Origin of the sequence: Curtobacterium sp. MCPF17_050, assembly GCF_003224435.2 — a bacterium.
In the GTDB taxonomy this organism is placed as follows: Bacteria; Actinomycetota; Actinomycetes; order Actinomycetales; family Microbacteriaceae; genus Curtobacterium.
The window spans coordinates 2,255,427-2,280,242 of the sequence record NZ_CP126250.1 but is presented as its reverse complement, the minus strand read 5'-3'; the positions used below and the strand labels follow the sequence as shown (position 1 = coordinate 2,280,242).

General features: G+C 71.9%; 19 protein-coding genes, 1 tRNA gene and 1 other RNA gene. 16 read left to right on the top strand and 5 right to left on the bottom strand.

Annotation, left to right across the window (positions count from 1 at the left end; genetic code table 11):
* Positions 1–71 precede the first annotated feature (71 nt).
* The 5 genes from DEJ34_RS10745 to DEJ34_RS10725 all read left to right on the top strand — a co-directional run bounded on the left by DEJ34_RS10745 (position 72) and on the right by DEJ34_RS10725 (position 4,663).
* Positions 72–812 (top strand): response regulator transcription factor, encoded by a 741-nt coding sequence (locus DEJ34_RS10745; protein ID WP_181420583.1) that lies wholly within the window; start codon positions 72–74, stop codon positions 810–812.
* 13 nt (positions 813–825) lie between these two features.
* A complete protein-coding gene (locus DEJ34_RS10740; protein ID WP_110900507.1) occupies positions 826–2,280 on the top strand; it encodes a sensor histidine kinase in 1,455 nt (484 codons plus the stop codon).
* Between the two features lie 237 nt (positions 2,281–2,517).
* The gene (rplJ, locus tag DEJ34_RS10735) at positions 2,518–3,033 is read left to right on the top strand and encodes a 50S ribosomal protein L10 (RefSeq protein WP_110824615.1); all 516 of its coding nucleotides are present in this window, start codon (positions 2,518–2,520) and stop codon (positions 3,031–3,033) included.
* Between the two features lie 54 nt (positions 3,034–3,087).
* The gene (gene rplL, locus DEJ34_RS10730) at positions 3,088–3,471 is read left to right on the top strand and encodes a 50S ribosomal protein L7/L12 (protein ID WP_110824614.1); all 384 of its coding nucleotides are present in this window, start codon (positions 3,088–3,090) and stop codon (positions 3,469–3,471) included.
* A gap of 277 nt (positions 3,472–3,748) precedes the next feature.
* Positions 3,749–4,663, top strand: coding sequence for a hypothetical protein (locus DEJ34_RS10725; protein ID WP_146234077.1), 915 nt, complete (start codon positions 3,749–3,751; stop codon positions 4,661–4,663).
* 101 nt (positions 4,664–4,764) lie between these two features.
* Here the strand turns inward: DEJ34_RS10725 and DEJ34_RS10720 are convergent, their stop codons facing one another.
* Positions 4,765–6,177: an APC family permease gene (locus DEJ34_RS10720; RefSeq protein ID WP_110900509.1), complete on the bottom strand. Its 1,413-nt coding sequence runs from the start codon at positions 6,175–6,177 to the stop codon at positions 4,765–4,767.
* Positions 6,178–6,386: 209 nt separating this feature from the next.
* Here DEJ34_RS10720 and DEJ34_RS10715 point away from each other — a divergent pair, with 209 nt between their 5' ends.
* The 5 genes from DEJ34_RS10715 to DEJ34_RS10695 all read left to right on the top strand — a co-directional run bounded on the left by DEJ34_RS10715 (position 6,387) and on the right by DEJ34_RS10695 (position 13,236).
* Positions 6,387–8,279 carry an ABC transporter ATP-binding protein gene (locus DEJ34_RS10715; RefSeq protein WP_110900510.1) on the top strand — a complete coding sequence of 631 codons (1,893 nt, stop codon included), beginning with the start codon at positions 6,387–6,389 and terminating at the stop codon, positions 8,277–8,279.
* A gap of 137 nt (positions 8,280–8,416) precedes the next feature.
* Positions 8,417–9,781 (top strand): cystathionine beta-synthase, encoded by a 1,365-nt coding sequence (locus DEJ34_RS10710; RefSeq protein WP_110900511.1) that lies wholly within the window; start codon positions 8,417–8,419, stop codon positions 9,779–9,781.
* 201 nt (positions 9,782–9,982) lie between these two features.
* Positions 9,983–11,128 carry a cystathionine gamma-synthase gene (locus tag DEJ34_RS10705; protein ID WP_110890012.1) on the top strand — a complete coding sequence of 382 codons (1,146 nt, stop codon included), beginning with the start codon at positions 9,983–9,985 and terminating at the stop codon, positions 11,126–11,128.
* 85 nt (positions 11,129–11,213) lie between these two features.
* Positions 11,214–12,617, top strand: a complete 1,404-nt coding sequence (locus tag DEJ34_RS10700; RefSeq protein ID WP_110900512.1) for an MFS transporter — start codon at positions 11,214–11,216, stop codon at positions 12,615–12,617.
* A gap of 28 nt (positions 12,618–12,645) precedes the next feature.
* Positions 12,646–13,236, top strand: coding sequence for a substrate-binding domain-containing protein (locus tag DEJ34_RS10695; protein ID WP_181420584.1), 591 nt, complete (start codon positions 12,646–12,648; stop codon positions 13,234–13,236).
* Between the two features lie 147 nt (positions 13,237–13,383).
* On the opposite strand, the gene DEJ34_RS10690 is transcribed toward DEJ34_RS10695, so the two are convergent.
* A complete protein-coding gene (locus DEJ34_RS10690; protein WP_181419562.1) occupies positions 13,384–13,965 on the bottom strand; it encodes a TetR/AcrR family transcriptional regulator in 582 nt (193 codons plus the stop codon).
* A 301-nt stretch (positions 13,966–14,266) separates the two neighbouring features.
* Here DEJ34_RS10690 and DEJ34_RS10685 point away from each other — a divergent pair, with 301 nt between their 5' ends.
* Positions 14,267–15,523, top strand: coding sequence for a multidrug effflux MFS transporter (locus DEJ34_RS10685; protein WP_110890008.1), 1,257 nt, complete (start codon positions 14,267–14,269; stop codon positions 15,521–15,523).
* 21 nt (positions 15,524–15,544) lie between these two features.
* Here DEJ34_RS10685 and DEJ34_RS10680 read toward each other — a convergent pair whose 3' ends face one another.
* A complete protein-coding gene (locus DEJ34_RS10680) occupies positions 15,545–16,186 on the bottom strand; it encodes a hypothetical protein (protein ID WP_110900514.1) in 642 nt (213 codons plus the stop codon).
* A gap of 386 nt (positions 16,187–16,572) precedes the next feature.
* Positions 16,573–16,657: transfer RNA gene (locus DEJ34_RS10675), tRNA-Ser, on the bottom strand.
* Between the two features lie 145 nt (positions 16,658–16,802).
* Between DEJ34_RS10675 and pta the strand changes: the two genes are divergently transcribed.
* Positions 16,803–18,932 (top strand): phosphate acetyltransferase, encoded by a 2,130-nt coding sequence (gene pta / locus DEJ34_RS10670; RefSeq protein WP_110824605.1) that lies wholly within the window; start codon positions 16,803–16,805, stop codon positions 18,930–18,932.
* A complete protein-coding gene (locus DEJ34_RS10665; protein WP_110824604.1) occupies positions 18,929–20,125 on the top strand; it encodes an acetate/propionate family kinase in 1,197 nt (398 codons plus the stop codon). The genes pta and DEJ34_RS10665 overlap by 4 nt, the downstream gene beginning before the upstream one ends.
* Positions 20,126–20,221: 96 nt before the next feature.
* On the opposite strand, the gene DEJ34_RS10660 is transcribed toward DEJ34_RS10665, so the two are convergent.
* Positions 20,222–20,896 carry an NAD(P)H-binding protein gene (locus DEJ34_RS10660; protein ID WP_110824603.1) on the bottom strand — a complete coding sequence of 225 codons (675 nt, stop codon included), beginning with the start codon at positions 20,894–20,896 and terminating at the stop codon, positions 20,222–20,224.
* 37 nt (positions 20,897–20,933) lie between these two features.
* Between DEJ34_RS10660 and ffs the strand changes: the two genes are divergently transcribed.
* From ffs to recR, 3 genes are all read left to right on the top strand, one after another.
* Positions 20,934–21,030, top strand: an RNA gene (gene ffs, locus DEJ34_RS10655) — signal recognition particle sRNA small type.
* A gap of 191 nt (positions 21,031–21,221) precedes the next feature.
* Positions 21,222–24,182, top strand: a complete 2,961-nt coding sequence (locus DEJ34_RS10650; protein WP_110912043.1) for a DNA polymerase III subunit gamma and tau — start codon at positions 21,222–21,224, stop codon at positions 24,180–24,182.
* A complete protein-coding gene (gene recR, locus DEJ34_RS10645) occupies positions 24,182–24,781 on the top strand; it encodes a recombination mediator RecR (RefSeq protein ID WP_110890002.1) in 600 nt (199 codons plus the stop codon). The genes DEJ34_RS10650 and recR overlap by 1 nt, the downstream gene beginning before the upstream one ends.
* Positions 24,782–24,816: the final 35 nt, after the last annotated feature.

Sequence of the window (24,816 nt, the reverse complement as noted above, 5' to 3'; positions counted from 1 at the left end):
CCCGTTCGATCCACAGGGCGCATCGGGATGCGCCACAGGGGCTTCATAGGAAGCTCTCCATACTCAGAGACGTGACGATCTCCCAGCCCTCAGCAGCACCGCGCCTCACCCGTGCCGACGGTTCGCCCTTGCGCATCCTCGTCGTCGACGACGAAGCGAGCCTCACCGACCTGCTCTCGATGGCGCTCCGCTACGAGGGCTGGGACGTGCGGAGCGCGAACGGTGGCCAGGACGCCCTGACGAAGGCGCGCGAGTTCCGGCCCGACGCCATGGTGCTCGACGTCATGATGCCGGACCTCGACGGGCTGCAGGTGCTGAGCCGACTGCGGCAGAACAACGACGACACCCCGGTGCTGTTCCTCACCGCGAAGGACTCCGTCGAGGACCGCGTGACCGGCCTCACCGCGGGCGGGGACGACTACGTCACGAAGCCGTTCTCGCTGGAGGAGGTCGTGGCACGCCTGCGCGGGCTCATCCGGCGCTCGCAGATCTCGGTGTCCGAAGCCGGCGACTCGCGCATCGTGGTCGGCGACCTGGTCCTCGACGAGGAGTCGTACGAGGTCTCGCGCGCCGGGCGGACGATCGAGCTCACCGCGACCGAGTTCGAGCTGCTCCGGTTCCTCATGCGCAACCCCCGGCGTGTGCTGTCGAAGGCGCAGATCCTCGACCGCGTGTGGTCGTACGACTTCGGGGGCAAGTCGTCGGTCGTCGAGATCTACATCTCCTACCTGCGCAAGAAGATCGACGCCGGCGAGCAGCCGATGATCCACACCGTGCGCGGGGTGGGCTACGTCATCAAGCCGACCTCCTGACGCGGGTCCGCGCATGACCCTCCGTCGTCGGCTCGTCCTGAGCATCGTCGCGCTCGTCGTCGCCGTCAGCGCCGTGATCGGGGGCGGCAGCATCATCGCGCTGTTCTCCATCCAGCGCTCCGCCATCGACGAGCAGCTGCAGTACGCGACGAGCCGCGCCCAGCGGTCCGTCGAGCAGGAGGGGCCGAACGGTGCCGAGTTCGGGCGACCCTCGGGCCAGGCGGCCGGCACGCTGACCGTGTACGTCCTCGACGGGAACGTCGTCGTCGGCAACGTGCTCGACAACGCCGGACGGGTCGACCGGCTGCGGGCGGACGTGGTCGACCCCCTCGGCGGACTCCGGCTCGACGGACGGGCGCACACCATCGACCTCGGTGCGGACCTCGGGCGCTACCGGGTCACGGCCGCCACCGTCGGCCCGGCCGTCCTCGTCGTCGGGCTGCCGCTCGGCCCGGTCTACGAGAGCGTGTGGAAGCTGTTCGGCGTGGTGCTCGTGGTGACCGGGCTCGCCCTGCTCGCCGCGACCCTCGTCGCGACGGCCGCCGTCCGTCGCGCCCTCCGGCCGCTCGACCGCGTCGCCGAGACCGCGTCCGCCGTCGCCGAGATGCCGCTCGAGCGCAGCGACGCGCTCGTCGGTGTGCGGGTGCCCGACGCCGACCCCGCGACCGAGGTCGGCCGTGTGGGCACGGCCTTCAACCGGATGCTCGGACACATCGCGGGGGCCATGCAGGCACGTGAGCGCTCCGAGCAGAAGGTGCGGCAGTTCGTCGCCGACGCCTCGCACGAACTCCGGACGCCGCTCGCGTCCGTCCGCGGGTACGCCGAACTCACCCGGCGGATCGGCGGGGACCTGCCGCAGGACGTCGTCTACGCGATGAGCCGCATCGAGTCCGAGTCGATCCGGATGACCTCCATGGTCGAGGACCTGCTGCTGCTCGCCCGACTCGACGAGGGCCGGGAGATCCAGTTCGCGGACGTGGACCTGACCGGCCTGGTGCTCGACGCGGTCAACGACGCCCACGCCGCGTCGCCGGACCACCCGATCGAGGTCGACCTGCCGGACGAGCCCGTCGAGGTCCTCGGCGACGCGGCCCGGCTGCACCAGGTGATCGTCAACCTCGTCACGAACGCCAGGACACACACGCCGGACGGCACGCGGATCACCGTGGGGATCGCTCCGGTACCGCCGGCGGACGGCGGCGGCGTCGACCTGACGGTGCGCGACGACGGGCAGGGCATCGACCCGGCCTTCCTGCCCAAGCTCTTCGAGCGGTTCGCGCGGGCGGACAGCTCGCGCTCCCGGACCGCCGGGTCGACGGGACTCGGCCTCGCGATCGTCGACGCGGTCGTGCAGGCGCACGGCGGCCGGGTGAGTGTGACGAGCGAGCCCGGGGACACGGTGTTCACGGTGCACCTGCCGGACCGGACGCGGCAGCCGGTGGGAGCACCTGCGGGTTCCGGCACGTGACCCTGGTGTGGTACGGTTCTTCTCAGCCAAAGACCGCTGGTCGTCGCTGCCGTGCTCAAGCTCGGACAGTGGCCGAAGGTCCTCGTCACGAGGCAGCCCGCGCAGGTGTTCAGAACCACTCCCACTCATCGAGCGGGAGCAGCTCCGAGCCTCTGCGCCGGAGCTTTCTTCATGTGCGGGTTGTGTTCACCACAGCCATGGGACCCGGGGCTGCCAGCAAGAACCCCAAGGAGAACCATGGCGAACAAGGAAGCTGCGGTCGCCGAGCTCACGGAGTCCTTCCGTAGCTCGAACGCCGTTCTGCTCACCGAGTACCGCGGTCTCACGGTCGCGCAGCTCAAGGAGCTCCGCAACTCGATCCGTGAGCACGCCACGTACGCCGTGGTGAAGAACACGCTGACCAAGATCGCGGCCAACGAGGCAGGCATCACGTCGTTCGACGACGAGCTCGCCGGTCCGTCCGCTCTCGCCTTCGTCCACGGTGACACCGTCGCCGTCGCGAAGTCGCTGCGTGCATTCGCCAAGGCGAACCCCGAGCTCGTGGTGAAGGGCGGTTACTTCGACGGTAACCCGCTCACCGCGACCGAGGTGGACAAGCTCGCCGACCTCGAGTCCCGTGAAGTCCTGCTCGGCAAGCTCGCCGGCGCCTTCAAGGCCTCGCTGTTCGGTGCTGCGTACCTGTTCCAGGCACCCCTCTCGCAGGCCGTCCGCACCGTGGACGCCCTCCGTGAGAAGCAGGAGTCCGCGGCCTGACCAGGCACGCGTTCCACAACCACACCACGCATCAGTAAGTAGTAGGAGAAAATCATGGCGAAGCTTTCGCAGGACGAGCTCATCGAGGCCTTCAAGGAGCTCACGCTCATCGAGCTCTCGGACTTCGTGAAGAAGTTCGAAGAGGTCTTCGAGGTCACCGCTGCTGCCCCCGTCGCGGTCGCCGCGGCCGGTGGCGCTGCTGCCCCCGCCGAGGAGGTCGAGGAGAAGACCGAGTTCGACGTCGTGCTCAAGTCGGCCGGTGACAAGAAGATCCAGGTCATCAAGGAGGTCCGTGGCCTCACGTCGCTCGGCCTGGGCGAGGCCAAGGCGCTCGTCGAGACCGCCGACGCGAAGATCCTCGAGGGTGCGAACAAGGAAGCCGCCGACAAGGCAAAGGCTGCCCTCGAGGCCGCTGGCGCCACCGTCGAGCTCGTCTGAGTCCGACCTCCTGGTCACGAAGGCCGCTGCCCCTCGGGGCGGCGGCCTTCGTCGTGTGCGCGGCGCGGCGGCGGGCGGGCGGGGCGGGCGCGGGGGCGAGCGCGGGCGCTTGGCCGCGAAACCGACAGTTCTGCGCCGACCTTCGCCCCCGATCTGTCGGTTCGGCGCCTGGGAAGCGGCATCGGACGAACTGTTGCCTCGGTGTGGAGGACCGAGACCGTCCACAGATCTGCTCGCCGTGCGATCCGCGCCTCGTGGCGAGGCCATGCTGTGCCGCGTGCACCCTGCCGATGCGATCGAACTCCTGCGGACGACGAAGGCCGATCCGTCACGGGCGCGCACGCTGCAACGAGGAGCGGCAGACGGCCACTTCGTCCGGGTGCGGCACGGAGTGTACGTCCCGGCTGCAGCCTGGGCGGCGCTCGACGGGCGGTCCCGGTACCTCGTCCGGATGCGCGCTGCCGTGCCGCTGCTCCCGATCGGGGCGGTCTTCACGCGCGACTCCGCGGCAGCCGTTCTCGGCGTGCCACGCCTGACCTCGTGGCCCGAGCACGTGCACGTGACGGTCCCGGCCCTGGACGCCGACCGTCGTCGGGTCGGACTCACCCTGCACGCCGGAAGACGGCCCGCCGAGGCCGGACGCTTCCACGGGGTACCGGTGGCGAGTCTGGCGGAGACCGTCATCGAGACGTCTCGGCGTTCGAGTCTCAGCGGAGCGGTCGTGGCGGTGGACCATGCGTTGCGGAGCGGCGTACAGCGCCGAGAACTGGAAGGACTGCTGGAGAGCGGTCCCGACTGGGGGCGCGTCCGCGTCGCGAACGCGCTCGGCGTCGCGGACGAGCGGCATGAATCGGTGGGCGAGTCCTTCTTCGCGGCTCGCTGCCACGAACTCCGAGCGCCGTACATGGAGCCGCAGGTGCAGTTCGTCCGACCGGGCGGGAAGACCTACCGCGTCGATTTCTGGATGCCGTCGCTCGGGCTGGTGCTCGAGTTCGACGGCCGTCAGAAGTACCGGGACCACGGAGCTGTGCCCGGTACTGCTGACGACGTCCTGTGGAGCGAGAAGCTGCGCGAGGACGACATCCGAGCAGATGGTGACGTCCGCGGGTTCATCCGCGTGACCTGGTGGCACCTCGTCGACCCGGAGCGATTGCGGACCCTGTTCCGCATGCACGGCGTGCCCTGCCGGTGACCTGACCAGACTTGACCGAGTTCAGGTCATGAAACCGACACTCCGCCGCGGAACTCCTGCGCTGAAGTGTCGGTTTCGCGACGACGTCCCTCTCGACCCGCCTACGCGAGCGTGCTGTGGCGGCGGCCGTAGGCCAGGTACAGCACCGCGCCGGCGACCATCCAGATGCCGAAGGCGATCCACGTGCCCGCGCCGAGCGTCACGGCGAGGAACAGGCAGAACAGCACGCCGAGCACCGGCACGACCGGGAAGAACGGCACGCGGTACGAGCGGTCGAGGTCCGGCTGCGTCCGGCGGAGCACGATCACCGAGATGTTCACGAGGGCGAAGGCGATGAGCGTCCCGATGCTCGTGGCGTCCGCGAGTTCCCCGAGCGGGACCAGCGCGGAGACGATCGTCACGACGATGCCGACGATGAGCGTGTTCGCGATCGGGGTGCCCGTCCGGGGCGACACCCGCCCGAACACCTTCGGCACGAGGCCGTCCCGAGCCATCGACAGCAGGATGCGGGTCTGTCCGTAGAGCACGGTGAGGACCACGCTCGCGATCGCGACCACGGCCCCGATCGAGAACACGAGGGCGACGACGGGCTGCCCGGTGACGTCGACGACGATGCGGACGAGCGACGCTTCGTCAGCGGAGAACGACGTCCAGGACCGAGCACCGATGGCGGCGACGGCGACCAGGATGTACAGCGCGGTGATGAGCGCGATCGACCCGATGATGGCGCGTGGCAGGTCGCGGCGGGGGTCCTTCGCCTCCTCGCCGGCGGTGGAGGCCGCGTCGAAGCCGATGTACGAGAAGAACAGCCGGGAGGCAGCCGCGCTCACCCCGGCAGCACCCATGGGCGCGAGCGGCTCGAAGTTCCCGGCGCGGAACGCCGAGAACGCGACGACGACGAAGAACACCAGGAGGGCGATCTTCACGAGCACCATGAGGGTGTTCACCCAGGCGCTCTCCTTCGCCCCGGGGAGCAGGACGAGCATCGCGATGACGACGAGCGCGGCCGCGGGCAGGTTCACGAAGCCGCCGTCGCCGGGAGGCGCGGACAGCACGGTGGGCAGGTGCAGCCCGAAGACCCGCAGCGTCTCGTCGACGTACTCGCTGGCGCCGACGGCGACCGCCGCGACCGACACCGCGTACTCGAGGACCAGACACCACCCGCAGACCCAGGCGATCCCCTCGCCCATGGTCGCGTAGGTGTAGGAGTAGCTCGACCCGGACGTCGGGACGGCGCCGGCCATCTCGGCGTAGGACAGCGCCGACAGGAGCGCCGCCACACCCGCGATCACGAACGAGATCCAGACGGCGGGTCCGGCGAGCGGGACGGCCGTCCCGAGGACGACGAGGATGCCGGTGCCGAGCGTCGCGCCGACGCTGATCATCGTGAGGTGCCAGACCCCGAGTGTCCGTCGGAGCGGCTGCCCGTCGACGCCTTCGGCGGCCTCCGCGCGGAGCTGGTCCACCGGCTTGCGCCGGAGGAGCTGGTGGGCGAGTGACGGCGCGGACGACATGGGACCTCACGGGGGCGCTTGCGGTGGACGCGACATCGTCCCACGGCCCTCGGACGGGGTCCAAACCAGACGGTCCCTCCTTCCACACGGGAGGCCCGGACCGCCTCCGTCCACAGCCCTCGGCGAACGCGTCGGGCCGGGGCCGTCCGCGGGCGTACATTCATCCGAGGACGGCGCCGGACGGCGCGGAGAGGGTGCGGATGAGTCGGATGGACGCGGTCGCCGGCGGCGGCGGGATGCGCGGTGGCGGTGGCGGTGGACCCCGCGGCCGGATCTCGAGTGGCGACCCGGACGCGCAGCGTGCGGCGAACGCCGAGGCGCCGCAGATCCCGCACCTGCTGCGTCGCATCGCCGGACTGTTCGTCCCGCACCGGCGCGCGATCGTCCTGACGGTCGTGCTCGTGCTGGTCGGGGCCGCCCTCTCGGTCATCCCGCCGCTGCTGACCCAGCAGGCGTTCGACCGCGGGCTGTTCCCGCCGGAGGGCAGACCGGACGTGCCGGTGCTCGCCGTGCTGGTCGCAGCCATGATCGGGCTGTGGATCGCGAGCGCCGGGATCGGCGTGTGGCAGACGTACCTGACCGCCACCGTCGGCAACAAGGTCATGGGCGCGATGCGGATGCGGTTGTTCGGGCACCTGCAGCGGATGGAACTCGCGTTCTTCACCCGGACGAAGACCGGCGTGATCCAGAGCCGCCTGCAGAACGACGTCGGCGGCGTCGCGAGCGTCCTGAACAACACGATCTCGTCGGTCCTCGGCAACACCGTGACGGTCATCGCCGCGGTCGTCGCGATGCTGCTCCTGAGCTGGCAGATGACCCTGGTGGCGGTGGTCCTGCTGCCCCTGCTCGTCATCGCCCAGCGCAAGGTCGGCAAGGTCCGCGCCCGGATCGCCACGCAGACCCAGGAGTCCCTGTCCGACATGACCGCGATCACGCAGGAGACCCTGAGCGTGTCGGGGATCCTGCTCGCGAAGAGCTTCAACCAGCAACGTGCCGAGATCCACCGCTACGGGGACGAGAACCGCAACCAGATCGGGCTGCAGGTCCGACAGCAGATGTCCGGTCAGTGGTTCTTCGCCATCGTGCAGATCTTCCTGTCGATCATCCCGGCGGTCATCTACCTCGTGGCCGCGTACCTCGTCCTCGGCGGCGTCCCGATCACGGCGGGCACCATCGTGGCCTTCACGACCGTGCAGTCCCGGCTGCTGTTCCCGACCGTCGGCCTGCTCCGCGTCGTGCTCGACCTGCAGACGTCGGGGGCGCTGTTCGCCCGCATCTTCGAGTACTTCGACCTGAAGCCGGCGATCACGGACGCGCCCACCGCGAAGCCGGTCGACGAACGACGGGTGGGACACGTGGCGTTCGACCACGTCTCGTTCTCGTACCCGGACGGCGAAGCCGACAAGCCCACCCTGCGCGACGTCTCGTTCGAGTTGCAGCCCGGACAGTTCGCGGCCTTCGTCGGACCGTCCGGCGCGGGCAAGACGACGATCTCGTACCTGGTGCCGCGGCTGTACGAGGCGACCGCCGGTTCGGTCCGGTTCGCCGGGCAGGACGTCCGCGACCTCGTGCACGAGGACCTCATGGCGCACATCGGCATCGTGAGTCAGGAGACCTACCTGTTCCACGCGACCATCGGTGACAACCTCCGGTACGCCAAGCCGGGGGCGACCGACGCCGAACTCGAACGGGCGGCACGTGCCGCGAACATCCACGAGACGATCGCCTCGTTCCCGGACGGGTACGACACGGTCGTGGGGGAGCGGGGCTACCGGTTGTCCGGCGGGGAGAAGCAACGCATCGCCATCGCCCGCGTGCTGCTCAAGGACCCGCCCGTCCTCGTGCTCGACGAGGCGACGAGCGCGCTCGACTCCATCTCCGAACGGGTCGTGCAGGCGGCGCTGGACACCGCGGCGCGGGGCCGGACGACGATCTCGATCGCACACCGCCTGTCGACCATCCGGGACGCGGACGTGGTCTTCGTGCTCGACCACGGGCAGATCGTCGAGCAGGGGACGCACGACGAACTCATCGCCCTCGGCGGTACCTACGCGACCCTGCACGAGCAGCAGAGCGACCCCGTGGTGGCCGCCCGCGAGTGACCGGCGGCCCTCGTGGGCGCTGCTGGTCCGGCGTGGCGTGCCGGGACGCCCGGGCCGTTCGTTCGCCCTTGGCTGACACCGGCTGGGTGTTCGTCGCGGGACGGCGCACACCGGGGCACGCGACCTAGACTCTCCTGGTGCGTTACGCGAACTCCGTCATCGACCTCGTCGGCGACACACCGCTCGTCAAGCTCAACCGTGTCACCGAGGGGATCCGGGCCACCGTCCTGGTGAAGGTCGAGGCCTTCAACCCGGGTGGTTCGGCCAAGGACCGCATCGCGACGCGGATCCTCGACGCGGCCGAGGCATCCGGCGAGCTGCTCCCCGGCGGCACGATCGTCGAGCCCACCTCGGGGAACACCGGCGTCGGCCTCGCGCTCGTCGCCCAGCAGCGCGGCTACCGGTGCGTGTTCGTCCTCCCGGACAAGGTCGGCGAGGACAAGCGCAACGTCCTCACCGCGTACGGCGCCGAGATCGTCGTGACGCCGACCGCCGTCGCGCCCGACGACCCGGAGTCCTACTACTCCGTGTCCGACCGGCTCGTGCGCGAGATCCCCGGCGCGTACAAGCCGAACCAGTACGCGAACCCGAACGGTCCGCGCAGCCACTACGAGACGACCGGGCCGGAGATCTGGCGCGACACGGAGGGGCGCCTGACACACTTCGTCGCAGGTGTCGGCACCGGCGGCACGATCTCGGGCACCGGCCGCTACCTGAAGGAAGCGTCCGACGGCGGCGTCCGCATCATCGGCGCCGACCCGGAGGGCTCGGTGTACTCCGGCGGGACCGGCCGCCCCTACCTGGTCGAGGGCGTCGGTGAGGACTTCTGGCCCGCCGCCTACGACGCCGGCGTCCCGGACGAGATCATCGCCGTGTCGGACGCGGACTCGTTCGCGATGACCCGCCGCCTGGCGCGCGAGGAGGGTCTGCTCGTCGGTGGCTCGAGCGGCATGGCCGTCGTCGCCGCGCTGCGGGCCGCGGAGGACCTGACCGAGGACGACATCGTGGTGGTGCTGCTGCCGGACGGCGGCCGCGGGTACCTCGGCAAGATCTTCAACGACCGGTGGATGCGTTCCTACGGCTTCGCGGAGACCGAGGACGAGCGGAGCGTCGGCGACCTCATCGCCGGCAAGGACGGACGGCTGCCGGACCTCGTGCACGCCCATCCGTCGGACACCGTCCGCGACGTCGTCGACATCATGACGAAGTACGGCGTCTCGCAGATGCCCGTCCTGAGCGCCGAGCCGCCCGTCGTCATGGGCGAGGTCGTCGGGGCCGTCGAGGAGAAGACGTTGCTCGAGCACGTGTTCACCGGTGCCGCGGGGATGGCCGATGCGCTCACCCCGTTCGTCGGCGACCCGCTGCCCCTCATCGGGATCGGGGAGTCCGTGTCGGCCGCACGCCGGGCCCTCGAGTCGGTGGACGCCCTGCTCGTCGTCGGCGACGGCAAGCCGGTCACGGTGCTGACGCGCCACGACGTGCTCACCTACCTCTCCGAGTGACGGCGGGCGGCACCGCCGCGCCCGCGTCACCGACCACGGACGGCGCCCCATGTCAGCCGCGCCGGTACGGGACGTGAGCGACGCACCGCCGAGCCCCGCCGACACGGGCACGAGCGATGGCCGTCCGGCCCACCGCCCGCCCACTCACAGCGAGACGACCACACAGACCGCACCGAGCCTCCAGGAAGGGGCACCCGCGACATGACCGAGTTCAGCACCCGCGCCATCCACGCCGGCCAGGAGCCCGACGCCGCCACCGGCGCCGTCATCCCGCCGCTGTTCCTGACCTCGACCTACGTGCAGGACGGCGTCGGCGGCCTGCGCGGCGGGTACGAGTACTCCCGCTCCGGCAACCCGACCCGCGACTCGCTGCAGACGCTCCTGGCCGACCTGGACGGTGGCGTCGCCGCGTACTCGTTCTCGTCCGGGCTGGCGGGGGAGGACGCCCTCCTCCGTGCCTACCTGGAGCCGGGAGCACGGATCGTGATGGGCAACGACGTCTACGGCGGCACGCACCGGCTCGCGAACCGACTGCACGTGCCGTGGGGGATCGAGCTCGTCACGGTCGAGATGAGCGAGCCGGACCGGGTCCGCGCCGCGCTCGCCGACAGCCCCGCGAAGACCGTGCTCTGGGTCGAGACGCCGACGAACCCGCTCATGAAGATCGCGGACATCGAGACCCTCGCCGCGATCGGACACGAGGCCGGCGCGCTCGTCGTCGTGGACAACACCTTCGCCTCGCCGGCCCTGCAGCAGCCGCTGTCGCTCGGCGCCGACGTGGTCGTGTACTCGACGACGAAGTACCTCGGCGGCCACTCCGACGTCGTCGGCGGCGCCGTGGTGCTGCGTGACCGGGAGCTGGCCGACGCGGTGCAGTTCGTGCAGTTCGGCGGCGGTGCGATCTCGTCGCCGTTCGACGCCTGGCTGACGATCCGCGGGATCAAGACGCTCAGCGTCCGGATGGAGCGCCACTCCTCCAACGCGCAGGCCGTCGCCGAGGCGCTGCTCGCGCACCCGGCCGTCGAGCACGTGTACTACCCGGGCCTGCCGGAGCACCCCGGCCACGACATCGCCGCGAAGCAGATGCGCGGCTTCGGCGGCATGCTCTCGGTGGCGCTCACCGGTGGTGCCGAGGCGGCCAAGCGTTTCGCCGAGTCCACGGAGCTGTTCGCCCTGGCGGAGTCGCTGGGCGGTGTGGAGTCGCTCATCGGTTACCCGAGCGAGATGACGCACGCGTCGGTGAAGGGCACCGAGCTGGCGGTGCCCGAGAACGTCGTCCGCCTGTCGGTCGGCATCGAGGACGCCGGCGACCTCGTCGCCGACGTGCAGCAGGCGCTCGACCGCTGATCCCGGGGGTCCCAGGTCCCGGACACCGGGACCCCCCCCGGCACCCCCGGGACCCCGGGCCGACCCGCCGTCCTACGATGACCGGGTGACCTCCACGACGGCGACCCGGACGAGCGTGTTCGCGCCGCGGTACCTCGTGGCGACGATCGGCATGGTCGCGATCGTGGCGGTCTCGGCGTTCCAGAACCTGGCGATGACGACGATCATGCCGGTCATCTCCGAGGACCTGCACGGTGAGACGTTGTACTCGCTGAGCTTCGCAGCGCCCCTCGCCGCCGGCGTCCCCGGCATGGTCCTCGCCGGGAACTGGACGGACCGCGCGGGCGGCCGGGTCGTCGCGTGGGTGTCCGCGTCCCTGTTCGCGATCGGCACGGCGGTCGTCATGGTCGCTCCGACGATGCCGGTGTTCCTGGCCGGTCGACTCGTGGAGGGCTTCGGCGCGGGTGCGATCGACGTCGTGCTCTACGTCCTCGTGGCCCGGGTCTTCCCGGCCGACCTGCACGGCTCGGTGTTCGCCGGGTTCGCGGCCGCCTGGGTGGTGCCCGCCCTCGTCGGACCGGCGGTGGCCGGCATCGTGACGGACGCCCTGGGCTGGCACTGGGTGTTCGCCGGGGCACTCGTGATCGCCGTCGTCGCGTTCGCGTGCCTGGTCCCGACGCTGCGGCACCTGCGGCCGCCCGCACCGGAGGCCCGACCGCCCTGGCAGGGTCGGCGCATCGCCTGGTCGGTGGCCGCGTCCGCCGCCGTGCTCCTGCTCAACACCGCTCCCGACCTGCCCCTCGCCGTCCGCTCCGTGGCGGTCGGGGTGGGACTGGTCGGCGCGTGGACGGCGCTCCGTCCGCTCCTGCCCCGGCGCACGTTCACGGGCGGCGCGGGCCTGCCGTCGGTCGTGCTCCTCCGCGGGGTCCTCGCCGCCGGGTTCTTCGGCAGTGAGGCGTACGTCCCCTTCCTGCTCCAGGCGCAGCACGGCCTGGAACCCTCGGCGGCCGGACTCGCGCTCACCGTGGCCGCCCTGAGTTGGGCCGGTGCGAGCTGGTTGCACGGCCGCCTGGGGGAGCAGCGCCTCCCGGCCACACGGGCCTTCGGCGCCGGACTGGGGCTCGTCCTGGTGAGCCTGCTGTCCGCGCTCGCGGTCGCCCTGGTGGACCTGCCCGTGTGGGTGCTCGTCGCCGGCTGGTTCGTCGGCGGCGCCGGCATGGGGGTGGCGTACCCGCGGACGTCGATGCTCACGCTCCGCTTCTCGCGGGAGGGCGACGACGGCTTCGCCAGTTCCGCCCTGACGATCGCGGACGCGTCCGGCAGCGTCGTCGGGTTGGCGATCGCCGGTCTGCTGTTCACCACCGCGGGCGGCCGGGAGGAGCCGACGGCCTTCGCGCTCGTGTTCGCCGCGATGACGGTGGTCGCCCTCGTCGGGCTCGTGGCCGTGCGGCGGCTCGGACCGGTCCCACCGCCGCCACGGTCGCCGTCACCGGAGGCACCGGGCGGGTAGCCTGGCAGACCCGGACCGAGGAGGACCCGTGCGTCGCACCGCAGCAGTCGTGCTGACCGCCACGCTGGCGGTCGGCGCCCTCGTGCTCACGGGGTGCAGCGGGACGACCACGACGGCTCCGACGCCGGTGCGGAGCACCGACCTCACGAGCTCGGACGGCGGGTTCGCCGAGGACGCCGTGATCGGGGTCGTGCTGACGGCTGACGCGGCGACGCCGACCGACTCCGGTGACGGCCGTTCGCTGGCGACCCGGTTCCGCGAGGAACTCACCGAGGCCGGGTTCCGCCCGGACGTCCGGGTCGCGGGGGCCGATCAGCCCGCCCGACAGCGGGCGGCCGTGCACGACCTGGTCCGGACCGGCGCCAAGGCGCTCGTCGTCCGGGCAGCGGACCCCGACGCGCTCCGCACGGAGCTCCGGGACGCACACGACGCGGGCGTCGTGGTCGTGGCGCTCGGTGGTGCCCTGCCGTCCTCGGGCGGCGGGAACGACGGACTCGCGTCGGACTACCGCATCGACGGCGCTGACTCGGACGCCGACCTCGTCAGCCGGAGCGTGGCGATGGTGTCGTCACTGCAGCGCGGCGAGGAGCCGCGGGACGGGGACGACCCCGCGCAGTAGCGCCCCGTCCGACCGCCGGCGCGGTGGGCCGGGAGGCCCGTGGGCGGTCGGCGACGTCGGGGCGGGGCAGGGTGCCACCAGGGCGTCGAGCAGCGCCACCAGGCGCCAGGCAGCGCCACCAGGGGACGGACCGGCGACAGGGACGGGTCAGCGCCACCAGGCCGGGAACGAGCGCGTGATCGTCTCGACGAGGGCCTTCCGGGAGCGTCGAGGACCGCCGAGCCACGCCTCGATCGCACCGACGAACCCCTGCGCGACGAAGCCGGCGGCCACCTCGTCGATGATGTCCGGCTTCACCGCGGGGTCGAGCTCGTCGATGTGCATGGCACTCGACACGGTGAAGTGCCCGACCAGCAGACGGTGCAGTGAGGCGTCGTTCGGGTCGGGGAGCGCGAGGGCGTAGACGTCCCGGTGGGCCGTCACGTGGTCGATGACGGCCTCGATGCCGCGGCGGGTGATGGTGGCGAGCTCGTCGGGACCGGCCCCTCGCTCGACGGCTGCGCGGTGTGCCTCGGCGTCGTCGGCACGGATGCGGTCGAGTTCGGGTGTGAGCACGTCGGCGAGCAACGACCCGGGGGACACCGCGTGCGAGTAGAACGTCGCACGGTTGATGCCGGCGGCGCGGGTGACGTCCGCGACCGTGATCTGCGACACCGGGCGGTCGGCAGCGAGTCGGAGCACGGCCTCCTTGAGGGCAGCCGTCGTGTGCAGGATCCGAGCGTCGACCATGACGCTCCTCCCATCTCGTTCGCGGTGCTCCCGGCGCACCTCGGCCGGGAGTCCGACGCTACCGCACCGTCGGGCCGCGCCACCGGTCCGCCGCACCCTCGTGTGGACGCGCGCCGGGCCTCCCGGCCGGGGGAACCGGAGCCGAGCGACGGCCGCGCGTCCGGTCCGCGCGTCCGGTCCGCGCGGACGTCCGCGTCCGCGGTTGTCGTCGTGTCGCACCGACCCGTACCATGGTGGAACGGACCGAATCGATTCGAGCGGCCGATCCCACCCCACCGCCTGCCTTTCGGAGGATCTCGTCGTGTCCGCGCCTGCGACCACCGGCTCACTCAAGGTCATCCTGCACCCGGGCGACTCGCTCACCCGTGCGCAGCGACTCGTCTACGTCTTCGTGCTCGGCGCGCTCACGGCGCTCGGACCCTTCACGATCGACCTCTACCTGCCGGCGTTCCCGTCGCTCGAGCGGGACCTCGGCATCTCCGCCGGCGCGGTGCAGCTCACGCTCACCGCGACCACCATCGGCTTCGCGATCGGGCAGCTCCTGGTCGGGCCGTGGAGCGACAAGGTGGGCCGCCGACTCCCGCTCATCATCGCGACGAGCCTGCACGTCACCGCCTCGGTCTGCGCCGCCCTCGCGCCGAACGTCGAGGTCCTCGCGCTGTTCCGTGTCCTGCAGGGCATGGGCGCCGCGGCCGGTGGCGTCGTCGCGATGGCGACCGTGCGTGACCTGTTCGGCGGGAAGCCGCTGGTGCGCATGCTGTCGCGACTGGCGATGGTGAACGGGCTGGCCCCGATCCTCGCGCCGCTCATCGGCTCGCAGATGCTCCGGTTCTTCCCGTGGCGCGGGATCTTCGTGTTCCTCGCCTGCTACGGCCTGGCGGTCGTCATCGCCTCGATCCTGCTCATCGTCGAGACGCTGCCGAAGGAACGCCGGCAGGAGGCCGGGCACTCGACCATCGGCCAGCGGTACCGCGCGCTGTTCTCCGACCGGATCTTCGTCGGGGTGGCACTCATCGGTGCGATGGTGTTCAGCGGGTTGTTCTCGTACCTCAGTGCGTCGCCGTTCCTGTTCCAGGGGGTGTTCGGGCTCGACGCGCAGCAGTACGGCCTGCTCTTCGCCGTGAACTCGGTCGGCGTCGTCCTCGGCGTGCAGATCTCCTCGCGGCTTGCGCAGCGCGTCGGACCGCAGTGGATCCTGGCCTGTTCGACCGCGACGCTCTTCCTGGCCGCGCTGGCGATCGTCGTGCTGGACCAACTCGACGCGGGTCTGGTCGGCGTGCTCGTCCCGCTCTGGTTCTACATCGCGGCGTGCGGGTTCTCGTTCCCGCTCGTGCAGGTGATCGGTCTCGCGTCGCACGGCAAGGAGGCCGGCACCGCGGCGTCCCTCCTCGGCGCGCTGAACTTCGGCGTCGCCGGGATCATCTCGCCGGTCGTGGGTCTGCTCGGCATCTCGACGGCCACCCCGATGGCCATGGTGATGGGGACGACCGCGTTCGTCGCGATCCTCGTGCTGTGGTTCGTCGTGCGCCCGAGGACGGTCCCGGCCCTCACTCACTGAGGGCGGGCGGTGACCCGGCGGTCACTTCCGGACGAGGCCGACCGTCTCCGCGACGAGCAGTCCGCCGACGGTCAGCACGGCCGCGCCGCCGACCAACGCCACCGCCGCAGGTCGCTCGTACCACTGGCGGAGCCGGGGCCAGCGACGGGAGAACTCCCGGGCCGACATCGTGCCGTGGAGGCGCTCCGTCCGGACGTCGAACCGGTCGACCAGCCGCTCGACACCGTCGTCGCCCCACACGTCGCCCCGGACACGGAACAGCGCTTCGCCCGCGGGGTCGAGCGCGACGAGGTCACGGCTGGCGCGCTCCGCCGAGGCGCCGTGCCGGGTGACGAGCAGGACGTCGTGCACGCGGGAGCGGGCGACCGTCCGGGTGCCGGTGAGCACGCCGCGGATCGTGACGCTGTCCTGGTGGACCGCGACGAACGCGGTGCGGAGCCGGAGGTAGGCGGCGGCGACCACCGCGGCGAGCAGGAGCACGACCACGGCGACCACGGCCCCGAGTCCCGTCGGGACCGCCGACCAGACGACCGCGACCGCGATCGGCAGGGCGGAGAAGCCGATGCTCAGTCCGGTGGAGCGGACGAGTGCCGCCCGCGGTCGCACGAGTTCCTCGGCCGTGCTCGTGTCGAGCGGTGTCGCTCGCGCCGTCGTTTCCCCCACGGCAGGTCTCCTCGTCCCCGGAGTGCACGGGCGCGGCGGAGCGCCGGGCCCGCGACGGCGCCCCTGCCGTCCGATGCTGGTCGAGTGCGTCGGGTCCCTCCGGCGCGCTCGTCCGGTCAGCATAGGGGAGTGGTCGCGGCGGGGACAGGCGGTCGGCCGCTTTCCGGAGGGTCGGTCCGCGACGGGGTGCGCGCGGGTCCGCCGCCTGGGGGACCAGTGGGACCAGCGGGGCCAGCGGGACCACCCGGATCGACGCCGGCGGAACCGACGGGACCAGCGTGACCGGCCTGGCGGGCGCCCGGGCCTCCCGGCACGGCCACCGCCCGCGGTGATGAGCCCCGGAACGACGGAACCCCCGCACAGGGCGGGGGTTCCGGTTCGTGGTGCGGAGGATGGGGGATTCGAACCCCCGAGGGCTTGCACCCAACACGCTTTCCAAGCGTGCGCCATAGGCCACTAGGCGAATCCTCCGGGCGCCACCTCGCGGTGACGACACCCCATGGTACAGGTCCCGGAGGGTGCTGACGACCACCCCCGTCGGGCGTCCGTCGGACCCGTCCTCGGCCGAGGTCGAGCGCCCCGGGTCCGTCCGGGGACGAGGGCTACCCTGGGTCACGTGTCGAGCCGCATCTACATCACGTCAGCAGAGGGACACACCGGCAAGAGCACCGTCGCACTGGGGGTGCTCGAGACCCTCGCCCGGACCGTGGGGCGTGTGGGGGTCTTCCGACCGGTCGCCCGGTCGGTCGACGAACCCGACTACGTGCTCGAGCTGCTGCTCCAGCACACGGGCGTCGACATCCCCTACGACGACGCCGTCGGTGTCACGTACGACGACGTGCACGCGGACCCGGACGCCGCGCTCGCCACCATCCTCACCCGCTTCGCCGGGGTCGAGCGCCGCTGTGACGCCGTCGTCGTCCTCGGCTCCGACTACACCGACGTCGGCAGCCCGACGGAGCTGTCGTTCAACGCCAAGGTCGCGGCGAACCTCGGCGCGCCCGTGCTGCTCGTGCTCGGCGGGCGCGACTCGGCGGAGCGCGCAGCCCGATCGGCGGACGGCATGGCGCAGGTCGCCGACGTCACGACGAGCGAACTCCGCGCCGAGCACGCCCAGCTCCTCGGCGTCGTCGTGAACCGCGCCGACCCGGACGCCCTCGACGCGATCGTCGCGAGCGTCAGCACCGCCGTGCACGACCACCACCCGGACGCCCCGGTGTGGGCGATCCCGGAGGACGCGGTCCTGGTCGCCCCGACCGTGCGCGCGCTCCTCGCGGCCACCGACGCGACGCTCGTCCGCGGCGACGAGGCGCTGCTCGACCGCGAGGCCCTCGGCACCGTCGTCGCCGGCATGAGCATGGAGAACGTCCTGCCGCGGCTGATCGAGGGCGGCATCGTCGTCGTGCCGGGCGACCGGAACGACGTCCTCATCGCCACCCTGCTCGCGAACCAGTCGGAGACGTTCCCGAGCCTGGCCGGCGTCATCCTCAACGGCGGGTTCGAGACGGCCCCGCAGGTCTCCCGGCTGCTCGAGGGCCTGTCGAGCTCCCTGCCGATCGCGCAGAACGCCCTGGGCACGTACGACACGGCGCTGCGGATCACGCAGACCCGTGGTCGACTCGCCGCCGACTCCCCGCGCAAGGCCGACCTGGCACTGGCGCTGTTCGAGCGGCACGTCGACGCGGAGGCCCTGCGCGCCCGTCTGCAGCTCACGCCCTCCGGCGTCGTCACACCGCTCATGTTCGAGCACGGGCTCATCGACCGGGCCCGCGAGCACCGGAAGCACATCGTCCTGCCGGAGGGCGACGACGACCGCATCCTCCGCGCGGCCTCCACGCTCCTGCAGCGCCAGGTGTGCGCGCTCACGATCCTCGGCGACCCGGGTGCGATCCGGGCCCGGGCGACCGAGCTCGGACTCGACCTCGAGGGCGCCCAGCTGCTGTCCCCGTTCGACCCCGAGCTCCGCGAGCGGTTCGCGCAGGAGTACACGGCCCTGCGGGCGCACAAGGGCATGAGCGTCGAGCTCGCCCGCGACACGGTGACCGACGTGTCGTACTTCGGGACGATGATGGTGCAGCTCGGGCTCGCCGACGGCATGGTCTCCGGCGCGAAGCACACCACGGCCCACACCATCCGGCCGTCGTTCGAGATCATCAAGACCCGTCCGGACACCTCCATCGTGTCGAGCGTGTTCCTCATGGCCCTCGCCGACCGGGTCCTCGTCTACGGCGACTGCGCGGTGATCCCCGATCCGACGAGCGAGCAGCTCGCGGACATCGCGATCTCGTCCGCCGAGACCGCGACGCAGTTCGGCATCGAGCCGCGCGTCGCGATGCTCAGCTACTCCACCGGCGACAGCGGGTCCGGCGCCGACGTGGACAAGGTGCGCGCGGGCACCGCGTTCGTGCGGGAGCGTCGGCCGGACCTGCTCGTCGAGGGGCCGATCCAGTACGACGCCGCAGCCGACCCGACGGTCGCGAGCGCGAAGATGCCGGGTTCCCCGGTGGCCGGTCAGGCGACGGTGTTCATCTTCCCCGACCTCAACACGGGCAACAACACGTACAAGGCCGTGCAGCGGTCCGCCGGCGCCGTCGCGGTCGGTCCCGTCCTGCAGGGGCTCCGCAAGCCGATCAACGACCTCTCGCGCGGGGCCCTCGTCAGCGACATCGTGAACACGGTCGCGATCACCGCCATCCAGGCCGGCACCGCGGCCCCCGCACCCCGAACAGAAGGTGACCCCTCGTGAGCGCAGCACTCGTCGTCAACTCCGGCTCGAGTTCGTTCAAGTACCAGCTGGTCGAACTCGAGGACGAGCGCACCCTCGCCTCCGGCCTGGTCGAACGGATCGGCGAGTCGACCGGCTCGTGGAAGCACACGAACGCGCTGACGGGGGAGACCTCGTCGAACGACAGCGCCGAGGTGCCCGACCACGCCGCCGGCTTCCAGGCGATGATCGACGCCTTCCGGAAGGTCGGCCCGTCCTTCGACGAGCACCCGCCGGCCGTCGTCGGGCACCGCGTCGTGCACGGCGGCACCCGCTTCGACGCCGCCACGGTCGTCACCGACGAGGTCGAGCAGCAGATCGACGACCTGTCGAGCCTCGCACCGCTCCACAACCCGGCCAACCTCGAGGGGATCCGGGCCGCGAAGCAGGTGTTCTCGGACGTCCCGCACGTGGCGGTCTTCGACACCGCGTTCCACCAGACCATGCCGCCGCACGCCTACACCTACGCGATCCCCGCCGACCTGGCCGAGCAGTACCAGATCCGCCGTTACGGCATGCACGGCACGAGCCACAAGTACGTGTCCGAGCAGGTCGCGGTGTTCCTGGACCGGCCGTTGTCCGAGTTGAAGACGATCGTGCTGCACCTCGGCAACGGGGCGTCCGCCGCGGCGATCGACGGCGGGAGGTCGATCGAGACGTCGATGGGTCTCACCCCGCTCGAGGGTCTCGTCATGGGCACCCGCTCGGGCGACCTCGACCCCGCCGTGCTCGTGCACCTGCACCGCGAAGCCGGCATGTCGTTCGAGGACCTCGACACGATGCTCAACAAGCGGTCCGGTCTGCTCGGCCTGACCGGCAGCGGTGACATGCGCGACGTGCAGGACGCCGCGACGAAGGGCGACGAGACGGCCGAGGCGGCGCTCGCCGTGTACCGCCACCGGATCCGTCGCTACGTCGGCGCGTACACCGCGCAGCTCGGCGGGCTGGACGCGGTCGTCTTCACCGCGGGTGTGGGGGAGAACAACGCGCTGCTCCGGCGTCGTGTGCTGGCCGGTCTCGAACACCTCGGCATCGAGGTCGACCCGGACCGCAACGAACTCCACTCGAAGGAGGCACGACGGATCTCCACGGACGCGTCCCGCGTCGCCGTCCTCGTCATCCCCACGAACGAGGAACTCGAGATCGCCCGGCAGTCGGCGGCCGTCGCACTCTGACGCGCGGCCGGCGTCAGCGGCGTCCGCAGCCGACGGCCAGGAGGCCCGTCCACCGGTCCGGTGGTGGGCCTCCTGGCCGTCGTCGGGTCGGCTCGGTCAGCCGAGCGCGTGCAGGGCCGCCGGGATGGGCGTGTCCCCGCTCGTGACCTCGAACTGCTGGCCCACCGCGCTGTCGTCGAGGAGCGCGTGCAGGACCACCGCCGCCACGTCGGCGCGGGGGATCGAGCCACGCGGCACCGTCCTGCCGACCGAGACCGTGCCCTGCGGCGGGGTGTCGAGCAGGGCGCCGGGACGGACGATCGTCCACCGGAACCGGCGCATCCGGACGTTGGCGTCCGCCTCCGCCTTCGCGCGGAGGTAGACCTGGAAGACGCCGTCCTCGTCCTCGGCGGGCAACCTCGCGGCCTCGGGGTCGTACGAGTCGGCGCCCATCGCCGAGATCATCACGTAGCGGTCGATGTCGAGGCGCACCGCGGCCTCCGCGAGCAGCACGGCCGCGTCCCGGTCGACCGAGAGCTTCCGCTCGGCGCCGCTGTTCGGCCCGGCGCCGGCGGCGAAGACCACCGCGTCGAAGCCGCGGAGGCGGAGGGCGAGGTCCTCCTCCGACAGCTGCTCGAGGTCGGCGACGAGCGCCTTCGCGCCCGTCTGTTCGACGTCGGCGACGTGTGCTGGGTTGCGGACGATGCCGACGGCGTCGTGGCCGGCTTCGGTGATGAGCCGTTCGAGGATCAGGGCGATCTGCCCGTGGCCTCCGGCGATGGCGATCTTCATGCGTTCGATGCTGCTCCTCGCGTCCGGTAGAGTGTTCAGCGGCTCCTCACGTGACGCCATCCAGGCCAACTCCCCCAGGGCGGAAACGCAGCAAGGGTAACCGGGCTCTGGCGGGTGCGTGAGGAGTCTTCTTCATCTTCCGGGAGTCGTTGCGGGGGAACCGGGGCTGTGCCGGTTCCGTGCGTGAGGAGTCTTCTTCGTCTTCCGAGGAGTCGTTGCGGGGGAACCGGGGCTGTGCCGGTTCCGCGCGTGGGGAGTCTTCTTCGTTCTCCGTGGCTGTGGAGAGCGGTGCCGAGGTGTCGGCGGTGCCGACTACCCTGGTCGCGTGGTCACCGCCCTGTATCGCCGTTACCGGCCCGAGAACTTCGCCGAACTCATCGGGCAGTCGCAGGTGACGGACCCTCTCCGCACGGCGCTCCGGACGAACCGCGTCAACCACGCGTACCTGTTCAGCGGGCCGCGCGGCTGCGGCAAGACCACCTCGGCGCGCATCCTCGCGCGCTGCCTGAACTGCGCCGAGGGCCCGACCGACACGCCCTGCGGCGTCTGCCCCAGCTGCGTCGAACTTGCCCGCGGCGGCGGGGGGTCGCTCGACGTCATCGAGATCGACGCCGCGAGCCACAACGGCGTCGACGACGCCCGCGACCTCCGCGACCGTGCGGTCTTCGCGCCCGCTCGCGACCGCTACAAGATCTTCATCCTCGACGAAGCGCACATGGTGACGCCGCAGGGGTTCAACGCCCTGCTCAAGCTCGTCGAGGAGCCGCCGGAGCACGTGAAGTTCATCTTCGCGACGACCGAGCCCGAGAAGGTCATCGGCACCATCCGCTCGCGCACCCACCACTACCCGTTCCGATTGGTCCCGCCCGCGACGATGCTCGAGTACATCGAGCAGCTGTGCGCGCAGGAGTCGGTGTCGGTCGCGCCGGGCGTGCTGCCGCTCGTCGTGCGCGCCGGCGGCGGGTCCGTGCGCGACACCCTGTCCCTGCTCGACCAGCTCATGGCCGGCAGCGAGGACGGTGCGATCGCCTACGAGCGGGCGGTCGCGCTCCTCGGGTACACCGACGCCGCACTGCTCGACGACGTCGTCGACGCGCTCGCCGTGGCCGACCCGGCATCGGCGTTCTCGGCGATCGACCGCGTCGTGCAGACCGGACAGGACCCGCGGCGCTTCGTCGAGGACCTGCTCGAACGCCTCCGTGACCTGATCGTCGTCGCGGCCACGAACGAGAGCGCGGGCGCCGTGCTGCGCGGCGTCTCGCCCGAGGAGCTCGACACCATGTCCCGGCAGGCCGGGGTGTTCGGTGCGACGGCGCTGTCCCGCGGAGCCGACATCGCCAACCGTGCCCTCAGCGAGATGACCGGGGCGACCTCGCCGCGACTGCACCTCGAACTCATGGTCGCGCGCATGCTCGTGCCGGAGTCCGACGACACCCAGCGTGGTGCCCTCGCACGTGTCGAACGGCTCGAGCGTCGCGTCGGCGTCGGCGACGCCGGGGGACACCAGGCCGGACCGGCGGAGCTGCCGACGGCCGCTCCCGCCGCCGTCGCACCTGCTGCTGTTCCCGCCCGGCCGGCGACGGCCGCGCCGGCCACGACGACACCGGCGACGACGGCCGCGCAGGTACCGGCGGCACCCGCGACATCGGCACCCGTGTCGGCGGCCCCCGGTTCGACGACCAGCACGACCGCTCCGGTCGCCGGGTCCGCCCCTGCCGCAGGGACGTCCGAGCAGGCCGGGTCGCCGCAGGCAGCCCCGACCGTCGACGCCGCCCGGAGCGCGGCGGCCTCGTGGGCTGCCGCCGTCCCCGAGAGCACTCCTGCACCGGCGGCGTCCCCGTCCCCGCAGACCAGCGATGGCCAGGCGTCGCCGTCGTCCACCGGTGTCGGCACCGTGATCGGTGACGAGCCGGCCGTGCGGTCGGTCACCCCGGTGGGCCTCCAGCAGATGCGCGACACCTGGCCGCAGATCGTCGAGCACGTCCAACGAGCCAAGCGCTCCGCGTGGGCGGTCGTCGCGACGGCGCAGGTCACCGCGCTCAAGGACGACGTCCTCACGCTGACCTTCCCGAGCCAGCAGGACGTGGCGTCGTTCAAGGAGATGAGCGACCCGAACACGAGCGTCAGCGAGCACCTGCGTGCCGCGATCAACGACGTGCTCGGCTTCCGGGTGAAGTTCGTCGCCCGCGGGCCCGGAGGCGGTGCAGCCGGAGCCGGTACGACGCGACCGCCGAGCCCGCCGACGCAGGCCGCGCCGACCCAGGCTGCTCCGTCGCAGGCTGCTCGGACGCAGGCAGCTCCCCAGGCCGGTGCGGGGCGAGCCGAGGTACGCCAGGCAGCTCCGGCGCAGTCCGCCCGCACGCAGGACGCTCCGGCGCAGGCGGCGCCCGACCGACAGGGCGGCCCGAGCGGCGCCCCGGTGTCCCGCTCCCAGCAGGAGGCGCCGAGCGCCGGTGCCTCGGCGCCGTCCGCCGGATCGCGACCTGCCGCCCGCCAGGGCACGACGGTGGACCGTCCGTCGGGCTCCGGCTCGACACCGGCCGTCGACCGCTCGGAGGGCCGGTCGACGGAGCGCACCGCCCCGCAGCGGGACGCCACTGCCCGGCAGGACGCCGAGCCGCAGGACGCCGCTCCGCAGGACGCCGGCCCGGTCACGGAGTGGGCCGTCGCGACCATCCCCGCCTCGGACCCGACGGCCGGTGCCGTCCCCGAGGACATCGAGCCGTCGTGGGCCGCCCCCTTCGGTACCGTGCCCGCCGACGCAGCCGTCGCGCCGGCCGAGCGGACGGCGCAGCAGCCGGCGCCGGACGCTGCTCCCGCCGCCTCGGGTCCGGTCGGTGCACCTGCCCGAACCGGGAGCGACGACCAGGCGATCCGTGCCGACGCGGTCACGCAAGGCGGGCCTCCCGGCCGAGACACACCCCGGACCGCACCCGGCGTCCCCTCGGATGCCGTGCCGGTCGACGACTACCCGCTCGACGACGAGCCGTTCGACGACGGTGCGCCGTTCCCGGACCCCGGTCCGGGTGGTGGTCGCCCGGCGCAGACGGCTCCGCAGCAGCAGACCGCTCCCCGTCAGCAGTCGGCGCCGCCGCGGACGGCGCAACCGTCCGGTGGCCAGCAGCAGCCCACCGCGCAGCCGCGGCAGCAGGGGCAGCAGGCCGCCGGCAACCAGTCCGGTGTCCGCCGGACCGCCGTGCCCGGGCGCTACGGCGAGGCCGTCGTGCGTGAGATCCTCGGCGCGCAGTTCATCGAGGAGACGTCGCTGACCGAGGGGGGTGTCTGATGTACGACGGCATCGTGCAGGACCTCATCGACGAGTTCGGGCGTCTGCCCGGCATCGGGCCGAAGTCGGCACAGCGCATCGCGTTCCACATCCTGCAGACCGAGTCCTTCGACCCGACCCGGCTGTCCGAGCTCCTCGGCACGGTGAAGGAGAAGGTCCGGTTCTGCGAGGTGTGCGGCAACGTCACCGAGAACGTCCGGTGCAGCATCTGCCGCGACCCACGTCGGTCGCCGAGCACGATCTGCGTGGTCGAGGAGGCCAAGGACGTCGCGGCGATCGAGCGCACGCGGGAGTTCCGCGGGCTCTACCACGTGCTCGGCGGTGCGATCAGCCCGATCGACGGTGTCGGCCCGGACGACCTGCGCATCCAGCAGCTCATGGTGCGGCTCGCGGACGGGACCGTGGACGAGGTCATCATCGCCACCGATCCGAACCTCGAGGGCGAGGCGACGGCGACGTACCTCAGCCGCCTCCTCGTGCCCATGGGCATCCGGACGACCCGCCTGGCGTCCGGTCTGCCGGTCGGTGGCGACCTGGAGTACGCCGACGAGGTGACGCTCGGCCGCGCGTTCGAGGGTCGACGGGTCGTCGGCGGCTGATCCGACCGCGCGGGATCGTTGCGTCGCGACCCGCT